Source organism: Sporosarcina jiandibaonis, assembly GCF_013184495.1.
GTDB classification, from domain to species: domain Bacteria; phylum Bacillota; class Bacilli; order Bacillales_A; family Planococcaceae; genus Sporosarcina; species Sporosarcina jiandibaonis.
In genome coordinates this window covers 532,967-558,602 of sequence record NZ_JAAOIY010000001.1, presented here as the reverse complement: position 1 = coordinate 558,602, position 25,636 = coordinate 532,967, and the positions used below count along the sequence as shown (strand labels likewise).

18 protein-coding genes and 1 other RNA gene are annotated in these 25,636 nt (G+C 39.7%); 17 read left to right on the top strand and 2 right to left on the bottom strand.

All coding sequences use genetic code 11. The features are described from left to right. Nucleotides 1-106: 106 nt before the first annotated feature. Genes dinG through G8782_RS02745 form a run of 7 tightly spaced genes read left to right on the top strand, consistent with a single transcriptional unit; the run spans nucleotide 107 to nucleotide 7,710 of the window. Entirely contained in the window at nucleotides 107-2,890 is a 2,784-nt protein-coding gene (gene dinG, locus G8782_RS02775) for an ATP-dependent DNA helicase DinG (RefSeq protein ID WP_172369376.1), read from the top strand. Between the two features lie 38 nt (nucleotides 2,891-2,928). After that, entirely contained in the window at nucleotides 2,929-3,408 is a 480-nt protein-coding gene (locus G8782_RS02770) for a cell wall elongation regulator TseB-like domain-containing protein (protein ID WP_172369375.1), read from the top strand. A 13-nt stretch (nucleotides 3,409-3,421) separates the two neighbouring features. Then, nucleotides 3,422-4,615, top strand: a complete 1,194-nt coding sequence (locus G8782_RS02765; RefSeq protein ID WP_246231526.1) for a pyridoxal phosphate-dependent aminotransferase — start codon at nucleotides 3,422-3,424, stop codon at nucleotides 4,613-4,615. A 32-nt stretch (nucleotides 4,616-4,647) separates the two neighbouring features. Further along, complete coding sequence (gene asnS / locus G8782_RS02760; RefSeq protein WP_172369374.1) at nucleotides 4,648-5,943, top strand: asparagine--tRNA ligase; 1,296 nt, start codon at nucleotides 4,648-4,650, stop codon at nucleotides 5,941-5,943. Nucleotides 5,944-5,997: 54 nt separating this feature from the next. Next, nucleotides 5,998-6,711 (top strand): DnaD domain-containing protein, encoded by a 714-nt coding sequence (locus G8782_RS02755; protein ID WP_172369373.1) that lies wholly within the window; start codon nucleotides 5,998-6,000, stop codon nucleotides 6,709-6,711. A gap of 9 nt (nucleotides 6,712-6,720) precedes the next feature. Beyond that, nucleotides 6,721-7,374, top strand: a complete 654-nt coding sequence (nth, locus tag G8782_RS02750; protein ID WP_172369372.1) for an endonuclease III — start codon at nucleotides 6,721-6,723, stop codon at nucleotides 7,372-7,374. Then, nucleotides 7,375-7,710 carry a YpoC family protein gene (locus G8782_RS02745; RefSeq protein WP_172369371.1) on the top strand — a complete coding sequence of 112 codons (336 nt, stop codon included), beginning with the start codon at nucleotides 7,375-7,377 and terminating at the stop codon, nucleotides 7,708-7,710. Nucleotides 7,711-7,757: 47 nt separating this feature from the next. Here G8782_RS02745 and G8782_RS02740 read toward each other — a convergent pair whose 3' ends face one another. Continuing rightward, complete coding sequence (locus tag G8782_RS02740) at nucleotides 7,758-10,340, bottom strand: PBP1A family penicillin-binding protein (protein ID WP_172369370.1); 2,583 nt, start codon at nucleotides 10,338-10,340, stop codon at nucleotides 7,758-7,760. Nucleotides 10,341-10,349: 9 nt separating this feature from the next. Further along, nucleotides 10,350-10,970, bottom strand: a complete 621-nt coding sequence (gene recU / locus G8782_RS02735) for a Holliday junction resolvase RecU (RefSeq protein WP_172369369.1) — start codon at nucleotides 10,968-10,970, stop codon at nucleotides 10,350-10,352. A 175-nt stretch (nucleotides 10,971-11,145) separates the two neighbouring features. Here recU and G8782_RS02730 point away from each other — a divergent pair, with 175 nt between their 5' ends. The 10 genes from G8782_RS02730 to G8782_RS02685 all read left to right on the top strand — a co-directional run bounded on the left by G8782_RS02730 (nucleotide 11,146) and on the right by G8782_RS02685 (nucleotide 25,633). Then, nucleotides 11,146-11,517, top strand: a complete 372-nt coding sequence (locus G8782_RS02730; protein WP_172369368.1) for a YppE family protein — start codon at nucleotides 11,146-11,148, stop codon at nucleotides 11,515-11,517. Beyond that, nucleotides 11,514-13,796 carry a DEAD/DEAH box helicase gene (locus tag G8782_RS02725; protein WP_172369367.1) on the top strand — a complete coding sequence of 761 codons (2,283 nt, stop codon included), beginning with the start codon at nucleotides 11,514-11,516 and terminating at the stop codon, nucleotides 13,794-13,796. The genes G8782_RS02730 and G8782_RS02725 overlap by 4 nt, the downstream gene beginning before the upstream one ends. After that, nucleotides 13,786-15,045 (top strand): ribonuclease H-like domain-containing protein, encoded by a 1,260-nt coding sequence (locus G8782_RS02720; protein ID WP_172369366.1) that lies wholly within the window; start codon nucleotides 13,786-13,788, stop codon nucleotides 15,043-15,045. The genes G8782_RS02725 and G8782_RS02720 overlap by 11 nt, the downstream gene beginning before the upstream one ends. Before the next feature lie 97 nt (nucleotides 15,046-15,142). Beyond that, nucleotides 15,143-15,439 (top strand): cell division regulator GpsB, encoded by a 297-nt coding sequence (gene gpsB, locus G8782_RS02715; RefSeq protein WP_172369365.1) that lies wholly within the window; start codon nucleotides 15,143-15,145, stop codon nucleotides 15,437-15,439. 57 nt (nucleotides 15,440-15,496) lie between these two features. Beyond that, nucleotides 15,497-15,889, top strand: an RNA gene (rnpB, locus tag G8782_RS02710) — RNase P RNA component class B. A gap of 270 nt (nucleotides 15,890-16,159) precedes the next feature. Then, nucleotides 16,160-17,287, top strand: coding sequence for a THUMP domain-containing class I SAM-dependent RNA methyltransferase (locus tag G8782_RS02705; protein ID WP_172369364.1), 1,128 nt, complete (start codon nucleotides 16,160-16,162; stop codon nucleotides 17,285-17,287). A 64-nt stretch (nucleotides 17,288-17,351) separates the two neighbouring features. Continuing rightward, nucleotides 17,352-19,259: an ATP-dependent DNA helicase gene (locus tag G8782_RS02700; RefSeq protein WP_172369363.1), complete on the top strand. Its 1,908-nt coding sequence runs from the start codon at nucleotides 17,352-17,354 to the stop codon at nucleotides 19,257-19,259. A gap of 339 nt (nucleotides 19,260-19,598) precedes the next feature. Beyond that, nucleotides 19,599-21,098: a carboxypeptidase M32 gene (locus G8782_RS02695; RefSeq protein WP_281357879.1), complete on the top strand. Its 1,500-nt coding sequence runs from the start codon at nucleotides 19,599-19,601 to the stop codon at nucleotides 21,096-21,098. Between the two features lie 98 nt (nucleotides 21,099-21,196). Further along, the gene (locus tag G8782_RS02690; RefSeq protein WP_172369362.1) at nucleotides 21,197-24,811 is read left to right on the top strand and encodes a dynamin family protein; all 3,615 of its coding nucleotides are present in this window, start codon (nucleotides 21,197-21,199) and stop codon (nucleotides 24,809-24,811) included. Further along, nucleotides 24,812-25,633, top strand: a complete 822-nt coding sequence (locus tag G8782_RS02685) for a sulfurtransferase (RefSeq protein ID WP_172369361.1) — start codon at nucleotides 24,812-24,814, stop codon at nucleotides 25,631-25,633. The last annotated feature ends 3 nt before the right edge of the window (nucleotides 25,634-25,636 follow it).

The window sequence follows — 25,636 nt, the reverse complement described above, 5'->3', positions numbered from 1 at the left end:
TTTGTGAGTTTTTATTTTCAAAGAAGTTTGGTCTTGTGATCGCTGTTATTATGCACAATATGGTATAATCTCAAGTAGTATTGATTAACAGGAAGTTGATGATTTTATGATAACAAAAACGTTTGCAGTTGTTGATTTGGAAACAACCGGCCACTCTTCGGCCAAAGGGGATCGAATCATTCAAATTGCGATTGTATTTATTAGAAACGGGGAAATTGCCGAAAAGTTTGTTCGGTTCGTCAATCCCGGTCAAAAAATCCCGCCGTTTATTCGACAGCTTACGAATATTACAGATGAAGAAGTGGAAAATGCACCATATTTCGAAGAAATTGCTGAAGAAGTTCGTAATCTTCTTGATGAGACTATTTTTGTTGCGCATAATACTGATTTCGATTTATCATTTTTGCAAAATGAATTTAAACGTTGTGGAGTAGAAGAATGGTCTGGAAGAAAAATCGATACCGTCGAATTATCCAAAATCATTTTCCCCTCATCCGCTAGCTACAGGTTGCAGGATATTGCGGAAGAACTTGATATTTCCTTACCCGCTGCACACCGGGCCGATGATGATGCTGAAGCAACAAGTGAACTTTTACTCGCTTGTCAAAGAAAACTTCAAACTTTGCCTTCTGCAACAATTGAATTATTGCATAAGAAATCATTTCGTCTAAAAACGGATTTAGCGGCACTTTTTTACGATGCGTTAAAAGAAGCTAGGAAGAAAAGTCTTCCATCTGAGTTTTCAACGTTTCGTGGTATTCCTTATCGAAATATCGATGATATAAACAAAGTTGAAATTAGTCACTTTGACTATCCGTTTGATGATAATAAGAAAGTAGAATTCCTGAAAGCGACCTTTCCGAAATTTGAACGAAGAGAATCTCAACTCCGGTTTATGGATACAGTGTGGACAGCATTAAGCGAGAAATCTGAAATAGCTACAGAAGTGCCAACTGGTATAGGAAAATCCATCGCCTATCTAGTGCCCGCCGCCATTCAATCAATGGAAACGGGAAAGCCTGTAGTAATAAGTACATATACGAATTACTTGGCCGATAAAATTGTTAACGAAGAAATGAAAAAACTGGATATTATATTTGGCGCAAATCTTAAGGCGACAGTATTAAAGGGAAGAGAACAGTATATTTCATTAGGTAAATTCGAAGAACTCCTAACAATTTCAGAGCAATCTTACGATGAAACATTTACGATTATGCAGATTCTTGTATGGCTAACCGAAACAAAGACAGGCGACTTGGAGGATCTGAATGTTTCTGGCGGCGGTCAATTGTTTGTCGATCGTATTCGAAAACGCTCCGAGCGAATGGCTCCTGATGAATATCAAGCTGATTTCCATCGAAGGCTCGTCTCGGAATGTTCAAGTTCGAACTTCATAATTACAAATCATTCGATGTTGCTTGCTGATAGTAATCGTTCCAACCGCATTTTCAATTCGCTAAGTGGACTAATCGTAGACGAAGTACATCAGATGGGCCAAATAGCGATTCGTCATAACGAAATTGTTTTTTCCTATACGAACTGGAAATATATAATGGGCCAAGTTGGTTCAGAAGCTGAGGGCCAGTTATTACACGGGATATTTTCACTCATTGATCGATTTGGACTAGCGAGTAGGCATGTAAAGGAAGGATTATTAGATTCGTTTGCACGATTTGCAGAAGCGTTTGATGAGGCGACGGCCATACTTTCGAATTATGAACCGAATGCGATCAAAAAACAGCAAGGCAATCGAAAAGTTTACCCGCTTGACGGCATGAAAAATATGAAACGATACTTTAGCAGAGTGACCCTAGCGATATCAGATTACATTGATCAGGCGGAGGCATTTATTGCTCGTTTAGCTAATTGTAAAAATAATATGTCCCGCAGTGAACTGGCATACTTATCTGAATGGACCTATTGGATTAGAGAGATTAAAATTAAAGCCGGTGATTGGGTTGATATATTTTTTGAAGAAGATTACGACAACTTTACGGTTTGGTTGGAAAAGGACGTCCGCAGCATTCCGGGAAGTTTACTCATTGTGAAAAGTCCTTTGGAAAGCGCGGTTCCTGTACGCAAACTAATTAAACGGCTAAAAGAAGATGAAACGGGAATCATCTGGACATCCGGGACGATGTCAATTCCAAATTATGATCGCTATATTCCAGAAAAACTCGGGATAAACGATGAGGTTCCTTTAATAAATTTCGAAGCCCCATCTGATTTTTATGGTGGCGCAGAAGTTTTTATCGTAGAAGACATGCCTGAGATTCAACGGGTATCGCAGACGGATTACATCGAAGCCGTAACGGATGCTGTGATTCGTACAGTCATGGCTACTGGTGGCAGGCTGTTCGTTCTCTTTACATCGCAGGATATGTTAAGAAAAACATATGACTTAATAACTGAGAGCGAACAATTGGAGGAATATGCATTATTTGCCCAAGGAATTACACCGGGAAGTCGCATGAAACTATTGAAATCATTCAATCAATATCAACGTTCTGTGTTATTTGGAACGAGTAGCTTTTGGGAAGGGGTCGATGTTCCCGGTGATGCACTTTCAGCAGTTATCGTTGTTCGACTTCCGTTCACATCACCAGAGGACCCGGTATTTAAAGCTAGAGCTGCAATCTTATCAGGGCAAGGCTTAAACCCGTTTGTCAATTATGCACTACCTGAAGCTGTAATGAGATTGCGTCAAGGTTTTGGAAGACTCATCCGGTCATCTTCAGATAAAGGTTTCTTCATTATTTTAGACAGGCGCATTGATACAAAATCTTATGGAAAACAATTTTTAGCGTCGCTTCCAGAGGTGCCAGTAAAAAAAGTGCCGCTTCAAGTAATGGTTAACGAACTCGAAAATTGCTATAATAGACTTGTATGAAAAAATTCGTTTCTACGATTTACAGGACGTGAAAGAATATGCTTAATTGGATTAAATTTATAACCGTCTTTCTCATCGCATTGGCAACAATAATTGTCATAACAGTATTTTATAATGCGAACAAGCCATTGGCAGTATCAACAGAAGCTGCGGCAAAAGCAGCTCTTGAATCGGGGCAGTTAGTATCCGTCAATTCAGTCCAACCTTACAATGGCGCCCAAGCTTTCATGGTCGTTTTCGGGATCGATGAAAATGGAGAAGAAATTGCCGTTTTTGTTGATGATTATGCGGAAGATGGTTTTAAGAGCCTGAAAGTCGAAGATGGAATTACCGCAAAGGAAGCGATACAGACTGTTCGAGAGGAACTGACCATTGCTAAGGTTCTCCATGTTTCACTTGGAATCGAAGAAGAGGAGCCTGTTTGGGAAGTTGCGTTTACCGGAGAAAATGGAAAGTTGAATTATGTTTATGTATTTTTTGAAAGTGGGCAGTGGTGGAAAAGAATTTTAAACTTATAAGGGAGAGATATTGTTGACTAAAAGATTAGCTTCCAGAGTAAATACACTTACACCATCGACAACGCTGGCGATTACCGCAAAAGCGAAGCAGATGAAAGATTCGGGCATCGATATAATTGGCCTTGGAGCGGGAGAACCCGACTTCAATACGCCTGATAACATATTAGAAGCGGCCATAAAGTCCATGAAAGAAGGGAAAACAAAATATACGCCTTCTGGCGGATTGGTCGAACTGAAAGATGCAGTCATCAATAAATTGAAAAAAGATCAACAACTGACCTATACGCGAAAAGAAATAATGATTGGCATCGGTGCAAAACATGTCCTTTATACATTATTTCAGGTAATTCTAGATACGGATGATGAAGTAATTATCCCGACACCATACTGGGTAAGTTATCCTGAACAGGTAAAGCTTGCGGGCGGTGTGCCAGTACATATTGAAGCAGATTCGGCTGCCCGATTTAAAGTAACTGCAGAACAAATTAAAAATGCGATTACTGATAAGACGAAAGCAATCATCATTAATTCACCAGGCAACCCGACTGGCATGATTTATTCGGAAGATGAATTACGTGAAATTGCGGCAGTTTGTAAAGAAAAGGATATCTGGATTGTTTCGGATGAAATATATGAGAAGCTTGTTTATGGCAATGAAAAACATATTTCAGTCGCTCAAATATCTGATGATGCAAAAAAACGTACATTAGTCATCAATGGTGTTTCTAAATCGCATTCAATGACAGGCTGGAGAATTGGCTATGTCGCGGGGGATGAAGATGTAGTAACGGCTATGACAAACTTGGCGAGCCATTCAACGTCCAACCCGACAACAACTTCTCAATATGCAGCAATCGAGGCTTACAATGGTCCGCAGGAAACTGTAGAAGTTATGCGTGAAGCGTTCGAATCACGCTTGAACAAAGTGTATCCCCAGTTAGCTGCAATCCCGGGCTTTGATGTTATAAAACCGGACGGTGCATTCTATTTGCTTCCAGAAGTAACAGAAGCGCTCGAGAAAACAGGTTTTGAAAATGTAGACGACTTTGCGAAAGCGTTATTGACTGAAGCAAATGTAGCCATTATTCCTGGATCAGGATTCGGTTCACCCAATACAATCCGCTTATCGTACGCGACTTCAATTGAGTTAATTGAAGAAGCAATCCGTCGAATTGATAAGTTTGTACGGGAGAATTGGAGAGAGTAAAAATACAGAAATGACTATTTTTGGAGGTTCTTATGAAAACGATTATGATTCATGAAATGCCAGACCACGTCGGAGAAACTGTGCGAATTGGTGCTTGGCTTGCAAATAAAAGATCTAGCGGTAAAATCGCATTTTTACAATTACGTGACGGATCGGGTTTTGTACAAGGAGTCGTCGCTAAGGAAGCTGTAGGCGAAGACATCTTTGCAAATGCTAGAGGCATATCTCAAGAAAGTTCACTATATGTCATAGGCGAAGTTGTTGAGGATGAACGTTCTTCATTTGGATTTGAACTTCAAGTTAGTGATGTAAAAGTTATTAGCGCGGCGGTAGATTATCCGATAACACCAAAAAACCATGGTACAGAATTCTTGATGGATAACCGTCATTTATGGATTCGTTCTAGAAAACAACACGCTATTTTAAAAATACGTGATGAAATTATTCGCGCAACCTATGAATTTTTCCATATGAATGGTTTTGTGAAAGTTGATCCTCCGATTTTGACAGGATCATCACCTGAAGGCACTTCTGAACTTTTCGAAACGAAGTATTTCGATGAAAATGCTTACCTTTCACAATCAGGACAATTATACATGGAAGCAGCGGCTATGGCACTTGGAAAAGTGTTTTCGTTCGGGCCGACATTCCGCGCAGAAAAATCAAGCACGCGCCGTCACTTGATAGAGTTTTGGATGATTGAACCGGAAATGGCTTTCGTTGAACATGAAGAGAGCTTAGAAGTTCAAGAACAATATGTGACGCATATTGTGCAATCCGTTCTTCAAAATTGCGCATTAGAATTAGAACGACTTGATCGCGATATTTCTAAATTAGAAAAGATACAAGCGCCATTCCCGCGTATTTCGTATGATGATGCGATCACTTTCCTACACGAAAATGGATTTGACGATATTGAATGGGGAGACGATTTCGGAGCGCCTCACGAAACCGCAATTGCAGAAAGTTATGATATGCCAGTATTCATCACTCACTATCCAATTGGCATTAAACCATTTTACATGCAACCGCATCCTGAACGTGATGACGTAGTTTTATGTGCTGACATGATTGCGCCTGAAGGGTACGGAGAAATCATCGGCGGTTCTGAACGAATTTACGATTACGAATTAATGAAACAACGAATAAAAGAACATAATCTAGATGAGGATGCTTACAAATGGTATCTTGAATTGAGCAAATATGGTGCAGTGCCGCATTCCGGTTTTGGTCTTGGCTTAGAACGAACAGTAGCCTGGATTTCAGGGACAAGCCATGTTCGAGAAACGGCTGCATTTCCACGCCTGCTAAACAGATTATATCCATAATACTTATTATGAATTTACATTTTGAAGTTTCGTTTTATATAGAAAGGAGTCTGGATGACAATGCAAGATGATCGACTCCAAATTTGGATTGAGCAGGGAAATGTAACCATTTCCCAGCTTTTTTTTCACAATTATAAACGTCTTGGCATAAAAGATTTAGATGCGATGCTAATCATGCATATGACTGCATACAACGCGGCTGGCAATTTATTTCCTACCCCGACTGACTTTGCAGAACGCATGCATTTATCTGAAAATGAAGTTTCTACCATTTTACAAAGACTGATGCAACATGGTCTACTTCAAATTATCCAAAGTGAAGACGAAAAAGGAGTCTTATACGAGTCATTCTCTTTAAATCCACTATGGAAACGCCTCACAGATGAAATAGTCCTTGATGCAAAAGAACAGGTCGAAGAAATAGAGAAAAACGAAGAAGGCGAAATCTATTCATTATTCGAACAGGAATTCGGTCGATTTCTATCTCCAATGGAATCTGAATCCATCGGAATGTGGTTAGATGATGATGGTCATTCAGTTGAAATCATCAGAGCGGCTTTAAAAGAAGCGGTTCTTGCTGAAAAATTAAGTCTTCGATATATCGATCGAATTCTATTTGAATGGAAAAAGAAAAATATCAAAACCTTATCAGATGTTGAAAAGCAAACGAAGAAATTTAGAACAGTTGGCATGCGTCCAACACAAACAGATAAAACGGTCAAAGTAAAACGAGTTCCATTTTATAATTGGCTCGAAGAACGGGATTAGGGGGATACAATGCTTACCAAAAAACAATGGGAATTTTGCTTGGAAAAATTCGCAGAAATGTTTCCGGATGCACATTGTGAATTAGTGCATGAAAACCCATTTGAATTAACGATAGCAACACTTCTTTCAGCACAATGCACGGATGTGCTTGTCAATCGTGTAACTGCTGAGCTTTTCAAAAAATATAAAACCCCAGAAGATTATCTTGCCGTTGAAATTGAAGAGTTGCAGGATGATATTAGATCGATTGGCTTATTTCGTAATAAATCAAAAAGTATTCAAGCGCTAAGCCAAATTCTGATTGATAAATATAACGGGGAAGTACCGGCAAATCGAGACGAACTAATGACCTTGCCGGGCGTTGGAAGAAAAACAGCAAATGTGGTCGTTTCGAATGCATTTGGAATCCCGGCGCTTGCAGTTGATACGCATGTTGAACGGGTAGCCAAAAGACTTGGCATGAACAGGTGGAGAGATTCTCCACTAGCTGTTGAAGAAAAAATAATGCGTTGGACTCCGTTAGATAATTGGACGAATACACATCACCAAATTATTTTCTTCGGACGCTACCATTGTAAAGCTAGGAATCCGGAATGCGAGGTTTGTCCGCTACTGTCCATCTGCAGGGAAGGCAAGAAGCGGATGAAGGCGAGGGGGATATAATTGAACCGTTTTTCCAAAGAACTTCTTGCCCCTCATTTTGAAAAATGGGATCTTGTGAAAGAGGAAATTGAAAAACTATATAATATAGAAGATAAAGAAGCCATCACGTATATGGAAATTGCGATTCGCAATTATACTCAGCTTCTAGAATATGGCGGAAGCGAGTTAAATCAACGAACTGGAAAGATGGTTGCTCGTCTTCTTCCGTTAAACGGGGATGAGCGACTCCAATTTGTGAAAGATAAAATTGCTAGTCACTACGCTTATGTTCAACTTGATGCACTCTATACAGAGGCAAAAAAGAAAGCGGCACGACTCTCCGTCATGCAAAAATAAAAGCTGAAGTTCAACGCAGGTACTGCGCATGAACTTCAGCTTTTTAGTTATTGATTTCCATTATTGCCTTTGTTGTCGTTGTTACCGTTATTTCCATTATTTCCAGTGCTGCCCGAACCTGGTTCTTCTCCTTCAGTATTGCCGCCTTCACCTTCACCTTCACCAGTTCCGCCTTCGCCTTCATCGTCGCCTTGACCTTCACCGTCTCCAGGGTTGGCTGGCTCTTCAGGCTCTTCGGGTTCTTTTTGCGGTTCTTCTGGTTGCTCCGGTTCTTCCGGCTCTACAGGTACTTCCGGTTCTTCAATCTCAGGTTCTTCTTTCTCGTCAACACGAATTGAAATTGATGCGGGACCGCTCTTTAGCTCTCCGAGTAACGCAATCACTTCAAATGTGTATGTTTTACCGCCTTCAATACCAGTAAAGGTAACCTTATTGTCTGAAGTTCTTGTCATCTCTTGTTTCTCGCCGCCGTCCATACTTGCATATACGACGAATTCTACATTGCCTTTAAGCATTTTGGATTTAGGGGCTTTGTGATTCCATTTCAATGTGATGGACTTAGACTTTTCATCGTAATCAGCTTTGAGTTTCGTTGGTGCATCAAGTTTGATTTCTTCCGCGATTTCTTTTGGCACTGTTCCTTTAACGAACAGCTCTGTACGTCTCATACTTGAAGGCGTTGAGGAACTTGCTCTAATTAATGGATTTGATTTATAAACAATATCAACCTCTTCAACTGAGGAAGGTTTTTGGAATCGTGCTGTTTCTTTACCTGCAGAAATAGTTGTCATGACCGACTTAAAAAGGTCTTGAGGAACGTAACGTTCACCGTCCATATATTCCATTGGTGTCCGGTCTTTGTAACCGCTCCATGCAGCAATAGTATAGTTAGTAGAGTAGCCAGCAAACCAAGAATCGACTGCATTGTTTGTTGTACCTGTTTTTCCAGCAATATCGAGTCCAGGTACACTTGCACGAGCGCCTGTTGCTCCAATACCAGATTTCAAAACGTCTCGCAGCATATCTGTAACCATATATGCAGTTGAATCTTTCATGACGACTTCTGAATTAGGCGATAACTGTTTTTCCGTTTTCCCGTCACGGAAAACAATTTTCTTTACTGCATGTGGTTTCGTATAAACGCCTCCATTACCAAATGCAGCATATGCACCTGCAAGTTGAGCCGTAGAAAATTCTTCAGATGTACCACCAAGTGCATTGGATTGGTTTTCACCTTTTAGCGCAATACCTAGCTTTGCAGCGAAATCGTTCGCTCTTCCATGACCTACTTCATCATAAGTTGAAACAGCGGGTATATTCCGTGATTTATAGAGCGCTTCTCGAGCTGTCATCGCCCCTAAAAACTTCAGATCTACATTTCGAATCGGGTTTCCATTATTATAATTTTTTTCCGCGTCAATAACTGTATTGCCAGTTGACCAATTTAAATATTCGATAGCTGGACCATATGCTAATACTGGTTTAATAGTTGAACCGAGTTGGCGTTTTTCTTGCGTAGCAAAGCTCCAGTTGGCTAATTTGTAGTTACGGCTGCCAACTGCAACAATTTCACCTGTTTTAGTATCAAGGACTGTTAAACCTGCTTCTACTTTTTCATTCGCATAATAAGTAGAAGTTAGCGCGTCTTCTACTGAGCGTTGTGCTACCGGATCTAGTGTAGTATGAATTTTCAACCCTTCACTAAGATCGACTCCCGCATCCTCAAGTTCATTCAAAACAAGATCAATAAACGCTGGATATTTGGTGCCGCTGCTCGCTACTTTATTTCCTTCCTGCCGTAAAGTAGACGCTACATCAATTGTTCTTGCTTCTTCCATCTGCTCTTTTGTTATTTTCCCATGTTGATACATTAACCCTAGTACGATGTTTCGTCGTTTCTCCGCACGTTCGGGATTTATGAAAGGATTATATCCATTTGGACTCTGTGGGAGCCCTGCTAACATGGCAACTTCGTGTAATTCAAGATCTGCAAGTTTTTTTCCATAAAAGTGTTCTGCAGCTGTTCCGAATCCGTAGGTCGATCCAGACATTAATATTTTATTGAAATACATTTCGAAAATTTCTTCTTTATCGTATTCTCGTTCAAGTTGAAAAGCCAACCATGCTTCTTGCGATTTACGTTTCAATGTTTTATCCGCAGACAAAAATGAGTTTTTAATCACTTGTTGTGTCAGCGTACTCGCACCTTGAGAACCGAAACCACTTTTGAAGTTTGCTAGCACTGCACCGCCAAGTCTTTTAAAATCCATCCCGTGGTGGGAGTAGAACCTTACGTCTTCTGTTGCTAAGATTGCATCTTCCATTAATTTTGGAATTTCATCGTAGTTGACGTATTCTCTTTTTTCCGAACCAGTCGTGTGGAAAACTTCACCGTGACGATCCAAAAACTCCGAAGAAACTGGATCTCTCAATAACTCTTCATCGAGTTTAGGAGATGAACTTGCGTAAAATAGAAATAAACCGGTTCCGCCAATTAATATCGCAAATCCTAGAATAACTAATGATAGAAAGACCTTTTTAATAATACCTTTTGTATTCTTCGGTTTCTTATTGCGAGAGTTTTCTAGAGCTTTTCGACGCTCTACTCTAGAGTTTATATTATCGCTCATAAATTTTTCCTACCTTTCAATATTGCCTTCATAGTTTACTATATCCGAAATCGCTTTTAAGTAATCGATATTGGGCATAAATCCGAGCTCTATTTCGATCGATTCGTTTTCGAATTCAGCTAAAGAGATTGATTTTCGACCGCCAGCTTTCATTCTCTCCCATTTTTTCTCCATTACATCGTATGGAACGATAAAATATCGATTCAATGTAGAGAATTTAACAATGACAAACGCAATCCCTTTTTGCATAGTAACATTTTTCATATGAATAATTTGGTGTTCATGAATATTCTGCAGTGGAAATGACGTTTTGCTCCTTGTTTCTTTCGCTTCGAAATCGATATAATGACCATTCCAAACACCGTTATAATCAGTTGTAGAAGGGGTTCGAAAATAGGCTTCCGTAATTACGGCAGCGCTTCGAGAAGGGTAATTAACATTTACCACCTGAATCGGGACCGGTTTTTGATGGACGACAGCAATGTTATGAGTCAAATAATATTCGTTGGACTCATTCAAATCCTCTTCTAGCGTTTTCCCGCGATTACTATAGGAATGATTACTAAATTTCTGAGGACTAGTGGTTCTAACGGGCACATATTTTTTACCGTTCGGATACCGAATTGTCAATTGTACCACCTCGCATTCATTCATCATACCATAAGCATTGGACGGACTAGCAAGCAGAAAGTTTCCATTTCATGCGGAATACTTTTTATTCCATGGAATATGTGTTCGCTAGATATTGGTTAAGCGATTGTTAATCTGGTAAAATAGAAGAAAGAATCCGAGAGGCTGATAAAAAATGAATTTAGAAGAAAAATGTAAAATACTCCTTTCTGTCTGCCAAGAATGTCTCGTACGCCATACAGAGATGAGACGACTAGACAGGGAACCTGACTTTTTTAAAGAAGTAAAACCATATGCAGATAAATACCATTCAATGTTAGATGAATGGGCAGAAGAATCTTACGCTTGGATAAAAATTGCGAAACCGAAGTACGTACACCCATCTCAGATTGAAACATTAACGGATGGGATGAAACAATTTATCGTTCAGTCATTCTATAAGAAGACTGGCTTGAAAAGATTTGTGCTTTCTATCCGTTCAGCAGAATATACGTTAAAAACATTTTTAGATGCGATCGAAGAGGAGAAGGAGAGAGAGTTGAAATGACTCAAAATACAACAATTAGTTCGGTTTTGACTAAACTGCGATCGACCCCCTCGTTCTCAGACAATATTATTCATTATAGAAAAATAGAAGGCAAGTCGGCGACCTACGCGGATTTTCCATCAGTACTTCATCCCTCAATTATCAAGGCTCTAAAGACTAAAGGGATTGAACAGCTATACAGTCATCAGAGAGAAGCATTCGATTCAGCATATAATGGCGAGTCAATAACTGCTGTTACACCAACTGCTTCAGGAAAATCTCTCTGTTATCATTTGCCGGTGCTTCAAAGCATTTTAGAAGATGAATCATCGAGAGCAATCTATTTATTCCCGACGAAGGCATTAGCACAAGATCAATTGAGCGATCTTCACGGTTTGATTGAAGCGAGCGAAGAAACAATTCTTAGTTATACGTATGATGGCGATACGGCCCCCGGACTCCGGACAAAAGTTCGAAAGTCGGGTCATATCGTTTTAACGAATCCGGACATGTTACATTCCGGAATTTTACCCCATCATACAAAATGGGTGTCCCTATTCGAAAACTTGAAATATATTATTATCGATGAATTGCACACATACAAAGGCGTATTTGGAAGCCATGTAGCACATGTCTTACGCCGATTAAAACGAATTTGCAATTACTACGGAAGTGATCCGGTATTCATCTGCACTTCTGCGACGATTGCCAATCCTGGAGACCTTGCAGAATCGCTTACAAATACAGATATGCGCTTAATAGAAAACAACGGTGCGCCCTCAGGAAAAAAGCATTTCATTTTTTATAATCCGCCAGTCGTCCACCCGACATTCGGCATACGCCGCAGTGCGTTATTAGAAGTACGGGATATCGCATCATTATTATACCGCGAAGGCATGCAAACGATAATCTTTGCTAAAAGCCGGGTGCGTGTCGAGATGCTGGTGAAATATATGCAAGAATTAACGAAAAAGAAACTATTCGACAACTCTGTCATGGGTTACCGGGGCGGCTATTTGCCTTCAGAACGCAGAAAAATCGAGAAAGGTCTTCGCGATGGTTCGATAAAAACCGTAGTCAGTACGAATGCACTTGAACTAGGAATCGATATTGGCCAACTGCAAGCATGCATCATGACTGGGTATCCAGGAAATATCGCAAGCGCTTTTCAGCAAGCCGGAAGAGCGGGAAGACGACAAGAAGACGCATTAATAATTTATGTCGCGCAATCTGTCGCGCTTGATCAATATATTATTGAAAACCCTGATTATCTCCTTGGCCAATCACCTGAAGAAGGAAGAATTCATCCCGACAATATGTTTATTTTAATGGATCACTTAAAATGCGCTTCATTTGAATTGCCATTTTCCTTAACAGAAACCTATGGAGAGTTCGAAGTGCAACAACTTCTTGAATTTCTTGAAGCTGAAGGTGTTCTTATTAAAACTACGGATCGATGGCATTGGATGACGGACCGTTTTCCGGCAAGTGATGTCAGTCTACGTTCTGCTGCTCAAGAAAATGTCGTCATTATTGATAAAACAATTCCCAAAGGAACGATAGTCATCGGAGAGATGGACACATTTAGCGCGATGACATTGCTCCATGAAGAAGCTATTTATATCCATCAAGGAACTCAGTACCAAGTAGAGAAGCTTGATTGGGAAGAGAAGAAAGCTTACGTGACTGAAGTCGATGTAGATTATTTTACGGATGCGAATTTAGCAGTGGAGTTAAAAGTTATGAACGAGGATGAAACAAGTACGGCGAAAAATGGCATTTGTTCGTATGGAGACATTGCAGTGCTCGCTATCCCTACTATATTTAAAAAGATTCGTTTTGGTACACATGATAATATCGGTTCGGGACCGATTTCATTACCAGCGACTGAGCTTCATACATCGTCGACTTGGTATTCATTTGATGTGCCTAGTGGATGGTCTGAATCGGAATTGACGGATGCGATGACGGGGGCAGCGTATGCAATTCAGTCATTCATTCCATTGTTTGTCAGATGCGATCGAACTGATATCCATGTTGTGCCTCAAGTGAAAGCAGTCCACACCGATAAACCGACATTCTTTATTTACGATAGTTATCCGGGCGGCATAGGTTTAAGCGAGAAGATTTATACGCGTTGGGATTCCTTGTTTCAACAGGCCAAAGATCATGTTGCATCTTGTAGCTGTAAAGGCGGCTGTCCAATTTGTATTGGCGCGCAAGAAGCCGGCACTGGAATGAAAAAGGACGTTGAATCTCTTCTTAACGCCCTGGTAAGGGGAGAAAGAAGTGTCATATGAGAAAAAGTTAATGGAAATGAAGAAACTAGTAAAGAAAACTACAAAAGAAACACAAACACCAGAAAAGAAAAAAGTCTTGCCTCCATCTCCATTCTACGAGGATAAGTGGTTGGCAGCAGGGTTGACCAAAGAAGAAAATAGTCATGGAATTGTTTATAAACGCACGATTAGTTTTGACAGCACATACAAGCATGGAAATATTTATTTGTCTGATTTAAATAATGCATTAAAAAAATGGGGAAATCTTGATGAAACTCATCCGTTAGCGCCCGATTTGGAAAAGCGATTAGTTTTTTTCGACACTGAAACAACAGGCTTGAAAGGTACAGGGACTCTTATATTCCTTCTTGGTTTTATTGAACAAACTAAATGCTCGTTTAAACTTACGCAATATTTACTACCTGGACCCGACCATGAGCGTGCGTTCTTATATGCATCTGGATTATGGGAGCATAATCTAAATCTAGTGACGTATAATGGTAAAAGTTTCGACCTTCCGCAAGTCGAAACGCGATGGACAATGAATCGAAACTCATTGCCGCCACTCGCGTCTCATGCACATATAGATTTGTTGCATGGCTCGAGGCGGATTTGGAAAGAAGAGGTTGATTCATTTAGTTTAGTCAATATCGAAGAAAAGAAAATCGGGTTTTTTCGAGAAGACGATATTCCGGGTCATTTAGCTCCCATCATTTATCAAGACGCTGTAAAAAGTGGTCGCATCGATCCATTGATGAAAGTGCTCAAGCACAATGAGTGGGATATTCTTTCACTTGTCGCACTTTATATTGAGTCAACGGACTTGCTATTTGAAACGTCTACTCGCGGAACTGCAGTTTCACAAACCAATATCGGAAAATGGTTTGCAGATTTGAAGTTATATGATCGTAGTAGCCGAGTTCTAGAATCAGTCATTTTGGAATATGGTCTGGAACACCCAGTAACGCATTTTCACTTTGGCTTTATCATGAAGAGAAGACTTGCCGTAGAAGAAGCGATTTCATCCTTTACTATTGCCGCAGATCGATTAGTTGGTCGCCAGAGAATAATTGCATTAGAGGAATTGGCCAAATTGTATGAGCATAAAGTAAAAGAGTTAGAAAAGGCACTACAGTATACAAGGAGGGCGCAACATCTGCTTACAGTAGACCCCGAATTGACTGACCGATTTCGTTTGCGACAACAGGAAATGTTTCAAAAGAGGGAAATAAGAATAGTGAGAAAACTATTTCCCGGGGAAGCGCAATAAACGACAAGGACCGAGTTTTATAGTGTTTTAAACAGACAAATTCGGACAAGATATGGTATAATATCGCATAAGAAAGATAGATGGAAGGACGAGTTTCATGGAAACTAAATTAGATGCGAAAATAATTCTCGAAAAAGAATTTAAAACGGCTATGCGTGGATATAATCAAGAAGAAGTTGATTTATTTTTAGATGATGTCATTCAAGACTACCAATTGTTAAAAAAGAGGATTACGGAATTAGAAAGTGAAAACAATAGGATCAAAGATGAACTTGCAGCGGCGGAAAAACGACCTTCTGCTAGCAATCCTGGTGCAATGAACTTTGATTTGCTCAAACGAATCTCCAATCTTGAAAGACATGTATTCGGAAGCAAGTTGCATGATCAAGAATAACTGGATCGCTTATTGAAATTTAACCTGAATTATAGTATACTAATTATACCATAGCGTGTATTCAGGTAATCGCTGCAAAGCTAGACTTTGTAGAGGAAAGTCCATGCTCACACGGTTCTGAGATGACCGTAGTGTTTGTGCTCGGTGAATTAATAAGCCGGGGCTTCGCGCTTAGCGCGTTGACGGCGGGAATAAGTCCTACGTTTACTTTATGTGAATATGGATGAGGTTCCCTGAACAGTGCCACAGAAACGTAGTCGGTCCGGAAACGGATCGAATGGAACGCGGTAAACCCCACAAGTGAGAAACCCAAACTATGGTAGGGGCACTCTTCTGAAGGAACTGAACAGAAGAAGAGACAAGTATTCATACTTGTAGATAGATGATTACCACCCAGCGTACGAGGCGCAAGCCGTTTGAGTACTAGGGAACAAAACATGGCTTATCGAATTACCTATGGTTTTAAATCAAAGACGACAGCTCTCCGACATAAAGGAGAGTTTTTCTTTTTGATATAAACAATAAATTTGACATACATATTTTAAATGCCATGATTGCTAATACGACATTTTTGTAATGAATCTATTTTGGGTATACTTGAAGTGCGTAACGTATAATCTTTTGCTTATAAGCGTAAGAATTTTATAGGCAACTATCGGTTTAAATTTAAAAAAATGAATTTAGCTAGGTTTTAATTGAAAGAAACGGGAGTTGAAGAAAATGAATGAATATAAATTAGTTGCCACCTCCGCAATGGGGCTAGAATCACTCGTAGCAGATGAAGTTAAAGCATTGGGATATGAAACGAGAACAGAAAATGGAAAGGTTTTCTTCTCAGGTGATGCGACTGCAATCGCCAGAGCAAACATGTGGTTGCGTGTTGCCGATAGAGTTCGAATTATCGCGGGAGAGTTTCATGCGAAAACATTCGATGAATTATTTGAACGTACAAAGGCGATTCCTTGGGAGATGTACCTGCCAGTCGACGCAGCATTTCCAGTTGCGGGAAAGTCGGTAAAATCAACGCTATTCAGCGTTCCGGACTGCCAAGCCATCGTTAAGAAGGCGATTGTTGAACGGTTGAATTCGGCTTATAAACGAAGCGGTTTTTTACCTGAATCAGGACCATTATTCAAATTGGAAGTGTCTATTTTAAAAGATAAGGTTACACTTACGATCGATTCGAGCGGTACCGGTCTTCATCGACGTGGTTATCGGGTTGGCCAAGGCGATGCGCCTATTAAAGAAACGCTTGCAGCAGCACTAGTGAAATTGACCCGTTGGAGTCCAGACCGTCCTTTTATAGATCCGCTATGTGGTTCGGGAACAATTCCTATTGAAGCTGCAATGATCGGGCAAAATATCGCTCCGGGTACTAATCGTGAGTTCTTAAGCGAACAATGGCCTTGGATTGAAGATGCTGTGTGGAATCGTGTTCGTGAAGAAGCGGAAGATTTAGCGAAATATGATCAACAACTGGCGATTTCAGGATCTGACAGTGACTCGCGAATGATTCGAATCTCAGAAGAAAACGCGGCTGAAGCCGGCTTTGTTGATTTGATTAATTGGGAAGTTAAAGATTTGCGAGATATAGAGATTCAAGGATTAAATGGGGTAATGGTGGGAAATCCGCCTTACGGTGAACGAATCGGCGAACTTGAGGAAGCCGAAGAACTAACAAGGGTTCTCGGCGATGTGATGAAAAATCATCCTTCTTGGTCGGTCTATATGATTTCCCCATTGGAAAACTTTGAATCTTTGTATGGTAGAAAAGCAACAAGAAAACGTAAGCTCTTTAATGGTTTTATCCGTACAGATTATTATCAGTATTGGGGTAAGCGTCAATAATTATTTCTTGTAGAAGAGGTGAAATCCTCTTCTTTTTGCACCGCTATTGGAAGGAGTTCGCTGCATGAAGAGAAGAATGCCATTTCCTTTATCGAAAGAAAAGTCATTTTATGATTCACTCAATGACTGGATAGGGGATACGTTATACGATGAGTTAACAGAAAAAGGATTTGAATGTCGGGACGAACAAATTTATATGGCATTTCAAATTGAAAAAGCGTTAAAAGAAAAGAAAGTTCTTTTTGCCGAGGCAGGCGTTGGTACTGGCAAAACAATTGCTTACTTGCTTCCAGCGATTGCATATGCGCGATATACAGGGAAGCCAGCGCTTATATCATGTGCTGACGAGACGCTTATTGAACAGCTAGTAAAGGAAGACGGCGATATTCGAAAAATTAGCGACGCGCTAAACCTTGATATTGATGTTCGTCTTGCAAAAGCCCGCAATCAATACTTATGTCTTAAACGATTAGATGAAGCGTCTAACCGATTGGACGAAGAATATATCGAAGATATTGAAGTTAGCCTTCCAGACTTTGTTTACGGCTCGGGATCATTGCAATCAATCATTCCTTACGGAGAACGTTCGGATTATCCAGAGCTAAGCGATGAAGAATGGAATACGGTTAACTTTCATCCGATACAACAATGTTTAGCTTGCGATTTACGAAATCGATGCGGGCAAACAATACATCGCAATCATTACCGCGAGGCTGTAGAAATTATCATCTGCTCCCATGATTTTTACATGGAACATATTTGGACGAAGGATTCTCGTGAAAGGCAAGGCCAATTGCCATTATTGCCAGACGTGTCAATGGTGGTGTTTGATGAAGGCCATTTGCTTGAGTACTCTGCACAAAGAGCGCTTACGTACGAGGTACAAAATAGCACCTTGCTGAATCTCTTGGAAAGAATCATGGTAAATGATATAAGAGAACCTACTTTGCAGTTAATGGAACACTTAATCGACACGCATGCCGAATTTTTCGACTTGCTTGGCACGCATGCCGAACAATCGGAAAATGAACGAAAAGCGATTGATAAAGTTAATGATATTATTGAAACAGGAAAAAAAGCTGTCGAGTTATCGACATCTCTTCTCGAAGAATTTGTTTTCGAAGGTGAACTTTATATAATTCCAGAGTATGAATTGAAAATGGTCGAGGAATATCTTGATCAATACATCTTCTCGATGACTTTATTCATCACGGAAAATGATGCTGTTGATTGGATAGAAGAGCCAGAAGGCGAGTTGACGCTGGTCGTAATGCCGCGACTGGTTACTGATATTCTACGCGAAAAGTTATTTTCATCGCGTATTCCAATCGTTTTTTCATCAGCGACACTTTCTGTGCAAGAAGACTTTTCATATTTGGCAGATGGTCTTGGGATACAAGAATTTCTGTCATTTTCCGTTGATTCGCCATTTGATTATGATGAAGTAATGGAAGTCCACGCATATGATGTTGCTATGAATGATAAAGCGAATAAGGTCATGGAGCTTATGGAGACCGGTCAGCAAACACTTATACTGTTTAAGTCAGAATTTGCGATGAAGCAGTTTAAGGAACAAATTCCGGTTAGCAGTCAATCGCAAATGGCATTTGAAGGTGAACGGGAATTGTCGTCAATCATTAAAGAGTTCCAGCATAAAGAAATTCAAGTTTTATGTTCCTATAAATTATGGGAAGGCTTGGATATTCCAAATGACGCGTTGACGCAAGTAATTATTCACGATTTGCCATTCCCTCCGGCAGATCCTTTGTTTGAAGCAAGGCGGCAACATGCAAATGATCCGTTCCGTGAAGTCGATCTTCCATTTATGCTATTAAGACTTCGTCAAGGTGCGGGGAGATTAATTCGAACATCTGCAGATTCTGGAACGATACATTTATTATTAGATCCTACTGAACAACAAGTTAAAAATGAAATTGAAGGATTATTTCCTGTCGAGGTTGTTTTTAATTAATAATAGCGAGTACTTTAACCAGATTTTTTGTTAAAGTACTCGTTTTTTTATATGGTCCGTTGATTTCATTGGAAGCAGAGCGTTATTTAACGCGATCTTATATGCTGGGTTCATTTTTGCGTAGTGAGAAGGTCCCGACTTGCAATCAAAATTTTTTAAGTGCAACCAAAATACTTTGAAGTGCAAGCAAAGTCCCTCAAGTGCAAGTAAAACCTACAATGAGTGCAAGCAAATTAGAAACATCAACGCTGAAAGCGAGTTATTTCAAAATAAATCGATTATTTCGCCATAATTATGCTACTATAAAGTAGAACTTTATCGTCGTAAGGGGGAAATAGGTTGACTACTGAAGAAAGATTTTTGGCTTTGCTTAAAAAGATGAGTGCTTATTCCGAGGCTATTTCTATAATGTATTGGGATATGCGAACTGGGGCGCCGAAAAAGGGAATTGAATCAAGATCGGAAGCGGTGGGGACTTTATCAGCTGAAGTGTTTAATATGAGCGTTTCTGAGGAAATGGCAAATTTATTAAAAGAGCTTGAAGCGAAAAAAGAGTCACTTGATCCTATTATGTTGAAGACCTTTGAAGAAGTGAAGAAAGAATATGAGTTAAGCAAAAAAATTCCCTCGGAAGAATACCGTGAATTTGTTGTACTCTCTTCACAGTCTGAATCGGTCTGGGAAGAAGCGAAAGAAAAAGCGGATTTTGAAATGTTTCAACCATATCTAGAAAAAATCGTCGCAACGACGAAACGCTTTATTGGTTATTGGGGTGAAAAGGACGGAAACCCGTACAATACACTACTCGATCAATATGAGCCGGGACTCACCACTGAAGTAATTGATGAGGTATTTGATGAATTGAAAAAAACGATTGTCCCTCTCGTGAAGAAGATTTCAGAATCAGACAATCATCCTGATACGTCATTTTTGTTTCACCATTTTCCAAAAGATAAACAAGTGAATTTTAGTCATGAAGTATTGAAACAACTTGGCTATGACTTTGATGCTGGACGGCTTGATGAAACAGTACATCCATTTGCCATGGGGATTACGATTGGCGATGTGCGGATTACGACCAAGTATGATGAAAATGATTTCAGGTCTGCCATCTTTGGAACGATCCATGAATGTGGTCATGCACTTTATGAACAGAACATTGATAAGAAGTTAGAAGGGCTTCCAGTTGCAGAAGGGACATCAATGGGGATCCATGAGTCGCAATCGTTGTTTTATGAGCAATTTATCGGCCATCATGAAAACTTTTGGAAATACAATTTCGATTTACTGAAAGCTCACTCACCAAAGCAATTTAAAGGCGTTGAGTTAGAGAGTTTCATACGTGCGATTAATGCTTCTAAACCTTCGTTAATCCGCATTGAAGCCGATGAACTAACGTATCCGCTCCATATTATGATTCGGTATGAAATTGAAAAAGAATTGTTCAATGGTGATTTGGAAGTTAAAGATTTGCCGAAAGTTTGGAATGAAAAATACAAAGAATATTTAGGCGTGACTCCCGAAAATGATGGGGAAGGCGTTCTGCAGGATGTTCACTGGTCGGGTGGATCATTTGGTTACTTCCCATCGTACGCATTGGGTTCTATGTATGCAGCGCAATTAAAAGTCGCGATGTTAAAAGACATTCCCAATTTTGATGAATTGCTTTTAACGGGAGAGTTTTCACCAATTCTGGAGTGGTTGACTGAAAATGTCCATAAGCATGGTAAAATGAAAAAACCGCTTGAAATAATCAAAGATACGACAGGCGAAGGTTTAATCGCAAAATACTTAGCAGAGTATTTATCTGAGAAATACAGTAAACTCTATAATCTATAAGAAAATTGTTCCTTGACCATCTATTTGGTAAAGGAACATTTTTTTGTCGAAAGAAGTGGTACAATGTAAATAGAAATTGATGAAGGGATCGAAAGTTAATGCCGAAATTTCAACATGAACTTACTGAGTTAATTACGACAGCTGCAACATACGGTGAGTTATTTAAACAGAATGAAGACAGTGAACGATACGATAAAATAAAACTCTTTGGTAAAAAGTTAGCAAGAGAAGAATACATGATCGGATTTGCCGGCCATTTTTCAGCTGGAAAATCATCGATGATTAATGCGTTGACTGGCGTTGATTTATTACCTTCTAGTCCGATTCCGACAAGTGCAAACATCGTGAAAGTGAAAAAGTCGGATACGGATTATGCAATCATTCATCTAATGGATGGCAAAGCACTTAAATATGAAGGCCATGATTTCCCGAATGCCGTGAAAACATACAGTAAAGACGGTTCCGCTGTTTCGTTAGTTGAAATCGGCCATAAAGATTCCGCTTTGCCAGAGGGCATCACGATCATGGACACGCCAGGTGTAGATTCGACGGATGATGCTCATCGCCAGTCAACAGAATCCGCACTCCATTTGGCGGACCTTGTTTTTTATACGATGGATTATAATCACGTTCAATCAGAATTGAACTTTAGTTTCACGAAGGAATTAATGCGTCATAATCCGAATGTATATTTAATTATCAATCAAATTGATAAACATCGGGAGAGTGAATTGTCATTTGAGGAGTTCCGGTATTCAGTTGAAAAATCATTTGAATTATGGGGAGTTAAGCCTAAAGGTGTTTTCTATACAAGCTTAAAAGTAGAGGATCACCCGCATAATGATTTTCCCGAAGTGAAAGAAATAATTACAGGATCGATGAGTAATTGGGAAGATTTTTTTATCGAGAATGCTAATAATACGATTCTCCAACTCCAAGAAGAACATAAACGCTTCTTGAGAGAGAAAATTGCCGAAGAAAAAGAATTGCATTCTTCACTGGTTTTGGAAAGTGAGTGGATAAAATATGAATCCATCCAAGACGAATTGAATAAAACGAGAAAAGCGCTTACCCTGCAAACGGAAGACGCATTTTTAGATTCCTTTGATAAGGGATTATCCGCATTAATTGAAAATGCGGCAGTCACTCCGTACGAAACTAGAGAGTTGTTAAAAAGTTATTTGGAATCGATTTCTCCAACTTTCAAAGTCGGTTTTCTATTTGGTGGAAAGAAGACGGCTGAAGAACGAAATAGACGAAAAGATGCTTTTGAAGAAAATATTGGCAAGCTTATTCACACGCAAATTGAAGTCCATGTAAAAACTTTTATGAAAAAGCTATTAAGCGACTCGCATTTATTAAGTGATGACCGTTCACTTGCAGTCGATTCGTTAAACCTTGTCATTCCTTTTGAAGAAGTGACAAAGCATTTCAATGCTTCGGAGATTATGACGGGCGAGACGGTTATTAACAATGCAAATCAAATGAAAACAAATATTATTATGGCATACAGACGTTTGACCGAGGACTGGAAATTAGAGGTTTCAAAAATTATTCGTACTTCTGGAAATGAAAAAAGCGACCTCTTTCACAAAGAAATTAATTCATTGGAGGAAAAGCTCCAAGTAATCGGGCGTGTTGATCAGTTGAAACATCTTTTAGAATTGATTGAAGAAAAAGTTGAAAGCCCATCTCCGATGTTAATAGAAAAACGGGACATGCTTATAAAAACTTGGCATACAGATGATGTTCTCGATATCACGGAGTTTGCCCGGGATGAAACGGCGGAACTATTATCCCTTCAATCATTTTTCATTGAACCGGAAAATGAAATTGAAATTGACCAAGTTCAGTCTTCTGCAAGTGAAGAAGTGAGCAGCAACGCGCTACATGTTGCACAGGTTGTGGAAAATGTACCAGGATTTATCGACATGGCTCAGTATTTACGCAAAAAAGCAAAACGCTTGGACGAACAAGAATTTACAGTCGCTCTATTTGGAGCATTCAGTGCTGGTAAGTCATCTTTTTCCAATGCGTTAATCGGCGAGAATATTCTTCCAGTTTCTCCGAATCCAACAACTGCGACGATTAATCGAATTTGTCCCATTGGTCCGGGTAAAGAAGATGGAACTGCTGACGTCATCCTGAAAACGATGGATCGAATGACAGAGGATGTTCTACGCTCATTCGAAGCGCTTGGAATTCATGTTGGAAATTTGGAGGATGCTTTTGCCAATGCAGATGAGGCTCTGAATACAAAATTGACAGATGAGAAACTTCATATTCACAAGGCTTTTATTGATGCATTCAGACAAGGCTATCCGATATATAGAGACGTATTAGGTACAGTGTTAAAAGTGCAACGAGATGAATTCGTCAAATTTGTCGCTGAAGAAAATCGAAGCTGCTTCGTGGAATCCATTGATTTTTATTATGATTGCGAATTAACCCGCAAAGGAATTACTCTCGTTGATACACCGGGCGCTGATTCGATAAATGCTCGTCATACGGATGTTGCATTCGATTATATTCGTAACGCAGATGCAATTCTATTTGTTACGTATTACAACCATGCGTTTGCAAGAGCGGACCGAGAATTTCTGATTCAATTGGGCCGTGTGAAAGATGCATTCGAATTAGATAAGATGTTTTTCATTGTAAACGCAATTGACCTGGCATCAAATGATGAAGAAGCGGCGTTAGTGCAATCATTTGTCGGGAATGAACTGCAAAAATTCGGAATTCGAAATCCCCGTGTGCATGGTATATCTAGTTTAGAAGCGCTTCAAGCGAAAAACGAAAATCAAAGCAATGAAATGATGGATATATTCGAAAGCGACTTTCATCATTTCTTGGAATATGACTTAAGAGGACTAGCTGTACAATCACTAGAAGAGGAAACAATGAAAACGACAAAACGGTTAGCGTCCCTCATTTCACGTACCGAAAAAAACATGAAAAGAAAATCGGAGCGGCTAACTGAATTAGCTGACTTAGAAGAAATAATTCAAAAGAAATATACGAGCAGTTTTATTGAAGTATTTCAAACAAGTACAAAGAACGAATTAAATGAACTTGTTTATTATATTTTACAGCGTGTCTTCTTGCGATTCAGTGATTTCTTCAGGGAAGCTTATAATCCATCTGTTTTTGCGGCTAAATCTTCTAGCGAAGCATTGAAAATCGCGCTTGATGAAACAGTTCACATGATCGGATTTGACCTCACTCAGGAATTGAAAGTAACAAATTTACGAATCGTCAACTTTTTAACCAAGCAATTAATGAGTCGACAACGAACAGAAGTTCAATCGCTCAAAGAAATCGATGATGTATTCGAACCGACCTTATTTGAACCAAAAGAAGCTGACATATTGTCTTTTGATTTTCCATTTCCAGATTCCGCGGTGTATGGCAGTGTCAATCGACTGTTTCGAAATGAAAAATCATTTTTCGAACGAGGCGATCGAGATAAACTGAAGCTCCGTCTCGAGGAACTTTTGAGGAAAGATACAGAACTATATCTTGATAGAGAAAAGAAACGACTTGAGGTTCAGGTTGATCGATTAATTGTAGAAGAAGCAGAGGCACTTAGAGTCCATTTATTCAAAGAGTGCATGACGCAAATTGAATCGGAACGAACGCTTCTGACGGAAACTGAAAAAATCGATGAGTGGCGGAACTTATACAATTCATTACAAAAGGAGTTGGTGTAGTTGAGCAACGTTTTTGTTTCGATTAAAGATATTGATACGAGTGAAGTTAAATGGATCGACGCTCGTTTTTCATTAGCTGATTCAGAAGAAGGCAAGCGATTATACAAGGAAAGTCATGTTAGCGGTGCAGTGCATTGGGATTTAAATGATGACTTGTCCGATTTAACTAAAAGAGATGGAAGGCAACCCATGCCGAGTAAGGATTCTTTAGTTGAACTATATAGGAGAAGCGGACTGAAAATAGATGATACGATTCTTGTTTACGATGACGGAGGAAGTCCATTTGCAACCCGTGCATGGTGGTTCCTTCAATATGCCGGCTTTCTGAATGCTTTTATCGTAGTAGAAGGTTTCGATGCAATTAAAGAGTCAGGTGTTCCTGTTGATAAAGAAATTACACAGCCAATGAAGTCGTCTGTAAACCCTGATTGGAATGATTCGATTTATGCATCACGGGAGTTTGTGGAGAAAACTGTAGCGGGTGAAACGGAGAATCTATTAGTCGATGCACGTGCTGCAAATCGTTATCGCGGAGATGTTGAACCGTTGGACAGAGTCGCGGGTCACATACCCGGGGCATTAAATTTTGATTGGGAGCAATTAAAAAATGACGGGAAATTTCAATTTGACGACAGGGTAAAAGAAATGTTGTCAGAACTGGCGGATTCCGATCAAAGAGTAACGGTGTATTGCGGAAGCGGTGTTACAGCTTCTCCGCTCTATGCAATGCTTTCGCATTATGGATATGAAAATATCCGTCTTTATGTGGGAAGTTACAGTGATTGGGTGTCCAGAGAAGACGCGCAAATTGAAAAAGGTTAAAGT

Excerpts from the sequence above, each read along its gene's own strand:
- G8782_RS02700 (WP_172369363.1), top strand. The coding sequence starts at position 17,352 with ATGAAGAGAAGAATGCCATTTCCTTTATCGAAAGAAAAGTCATTTTAT.
- G8782_RS02690 (WP_172369362.1), top strand. The coding sequence starts at position 21,197 with ATGCCGAAATTTCAACATGAACTTACTGAGTTAATTACGACAGCTGCA.
- G8782_RS02725 (WP_172369367.1), top strand. The coding sequence starts at position 11,514 with ATGACTCAAAATACAACAATTAGTTCGGTTTTGACTAAACTGCGATCG.
- G8782_RS02730 (WP_172369368.1), top strand. The coding sequence starts at position 11,146 with ATGAATTTAGAAGAAAAATGTAAAATACTCCTTTCTGTCTGCCAAGAA.
- G8782_RS02755 (WP_172369373.1), top strand. The coding sequence starts at position 5,998 with ATGACAATGCAAGATGATCGACTCCAAATTTGGATTGAGCAGGGAAAT.
- nth (WP_172369372.1), top strand. The coding sequence starts at position 6,721 with ATGCTTACCAAAAAACAATGGGAATTTTGCTTGGAAAAATTCGCAGAA.
- gpsB (WP_172369365.1), top strand. The coding sequence starts at position 15,143 with ATGGAAACTAAATTAGATGCGAAAATAATTCTCGAAAAAGAATTTAAA.
- dinG (WP_172369376.1), top strand. The coding sequence starts at position 107 with ATGATAACAAAAACGTTTGCAGTTGTTGATTTGGAAACAACCGGCCAC.
- G8782_RS02705 (WP_172369364.1), top strand. The coding sequence starts at position 16,160 with ATGAATGAATATAAATTAGTTGCCACCTCCGCAATGGGGCTAGAATCA.
- G8782_RS02770 (WP_172369375.1), top strand. The coding sequence starts at position 2,929 with ATGCTTAATTGGATTAAATTTATAACCGTCTTTCTCATCGCATTGGCA.
- asnS (WP_172369374.1), top strand. The coding sequence starts at position 4,648 with ATGAAAACGATTATGATTCATGAAATGCCAGACCACGTCGGAGAAACT.
- G8782_RS02740 (WP_172369370.1), bottom strand. The coding sequence starts at position 10,340 with ATGAGCGATAATATAAACTCTAGAGTAGAGCGTCGAAAAGCTCTAGAA.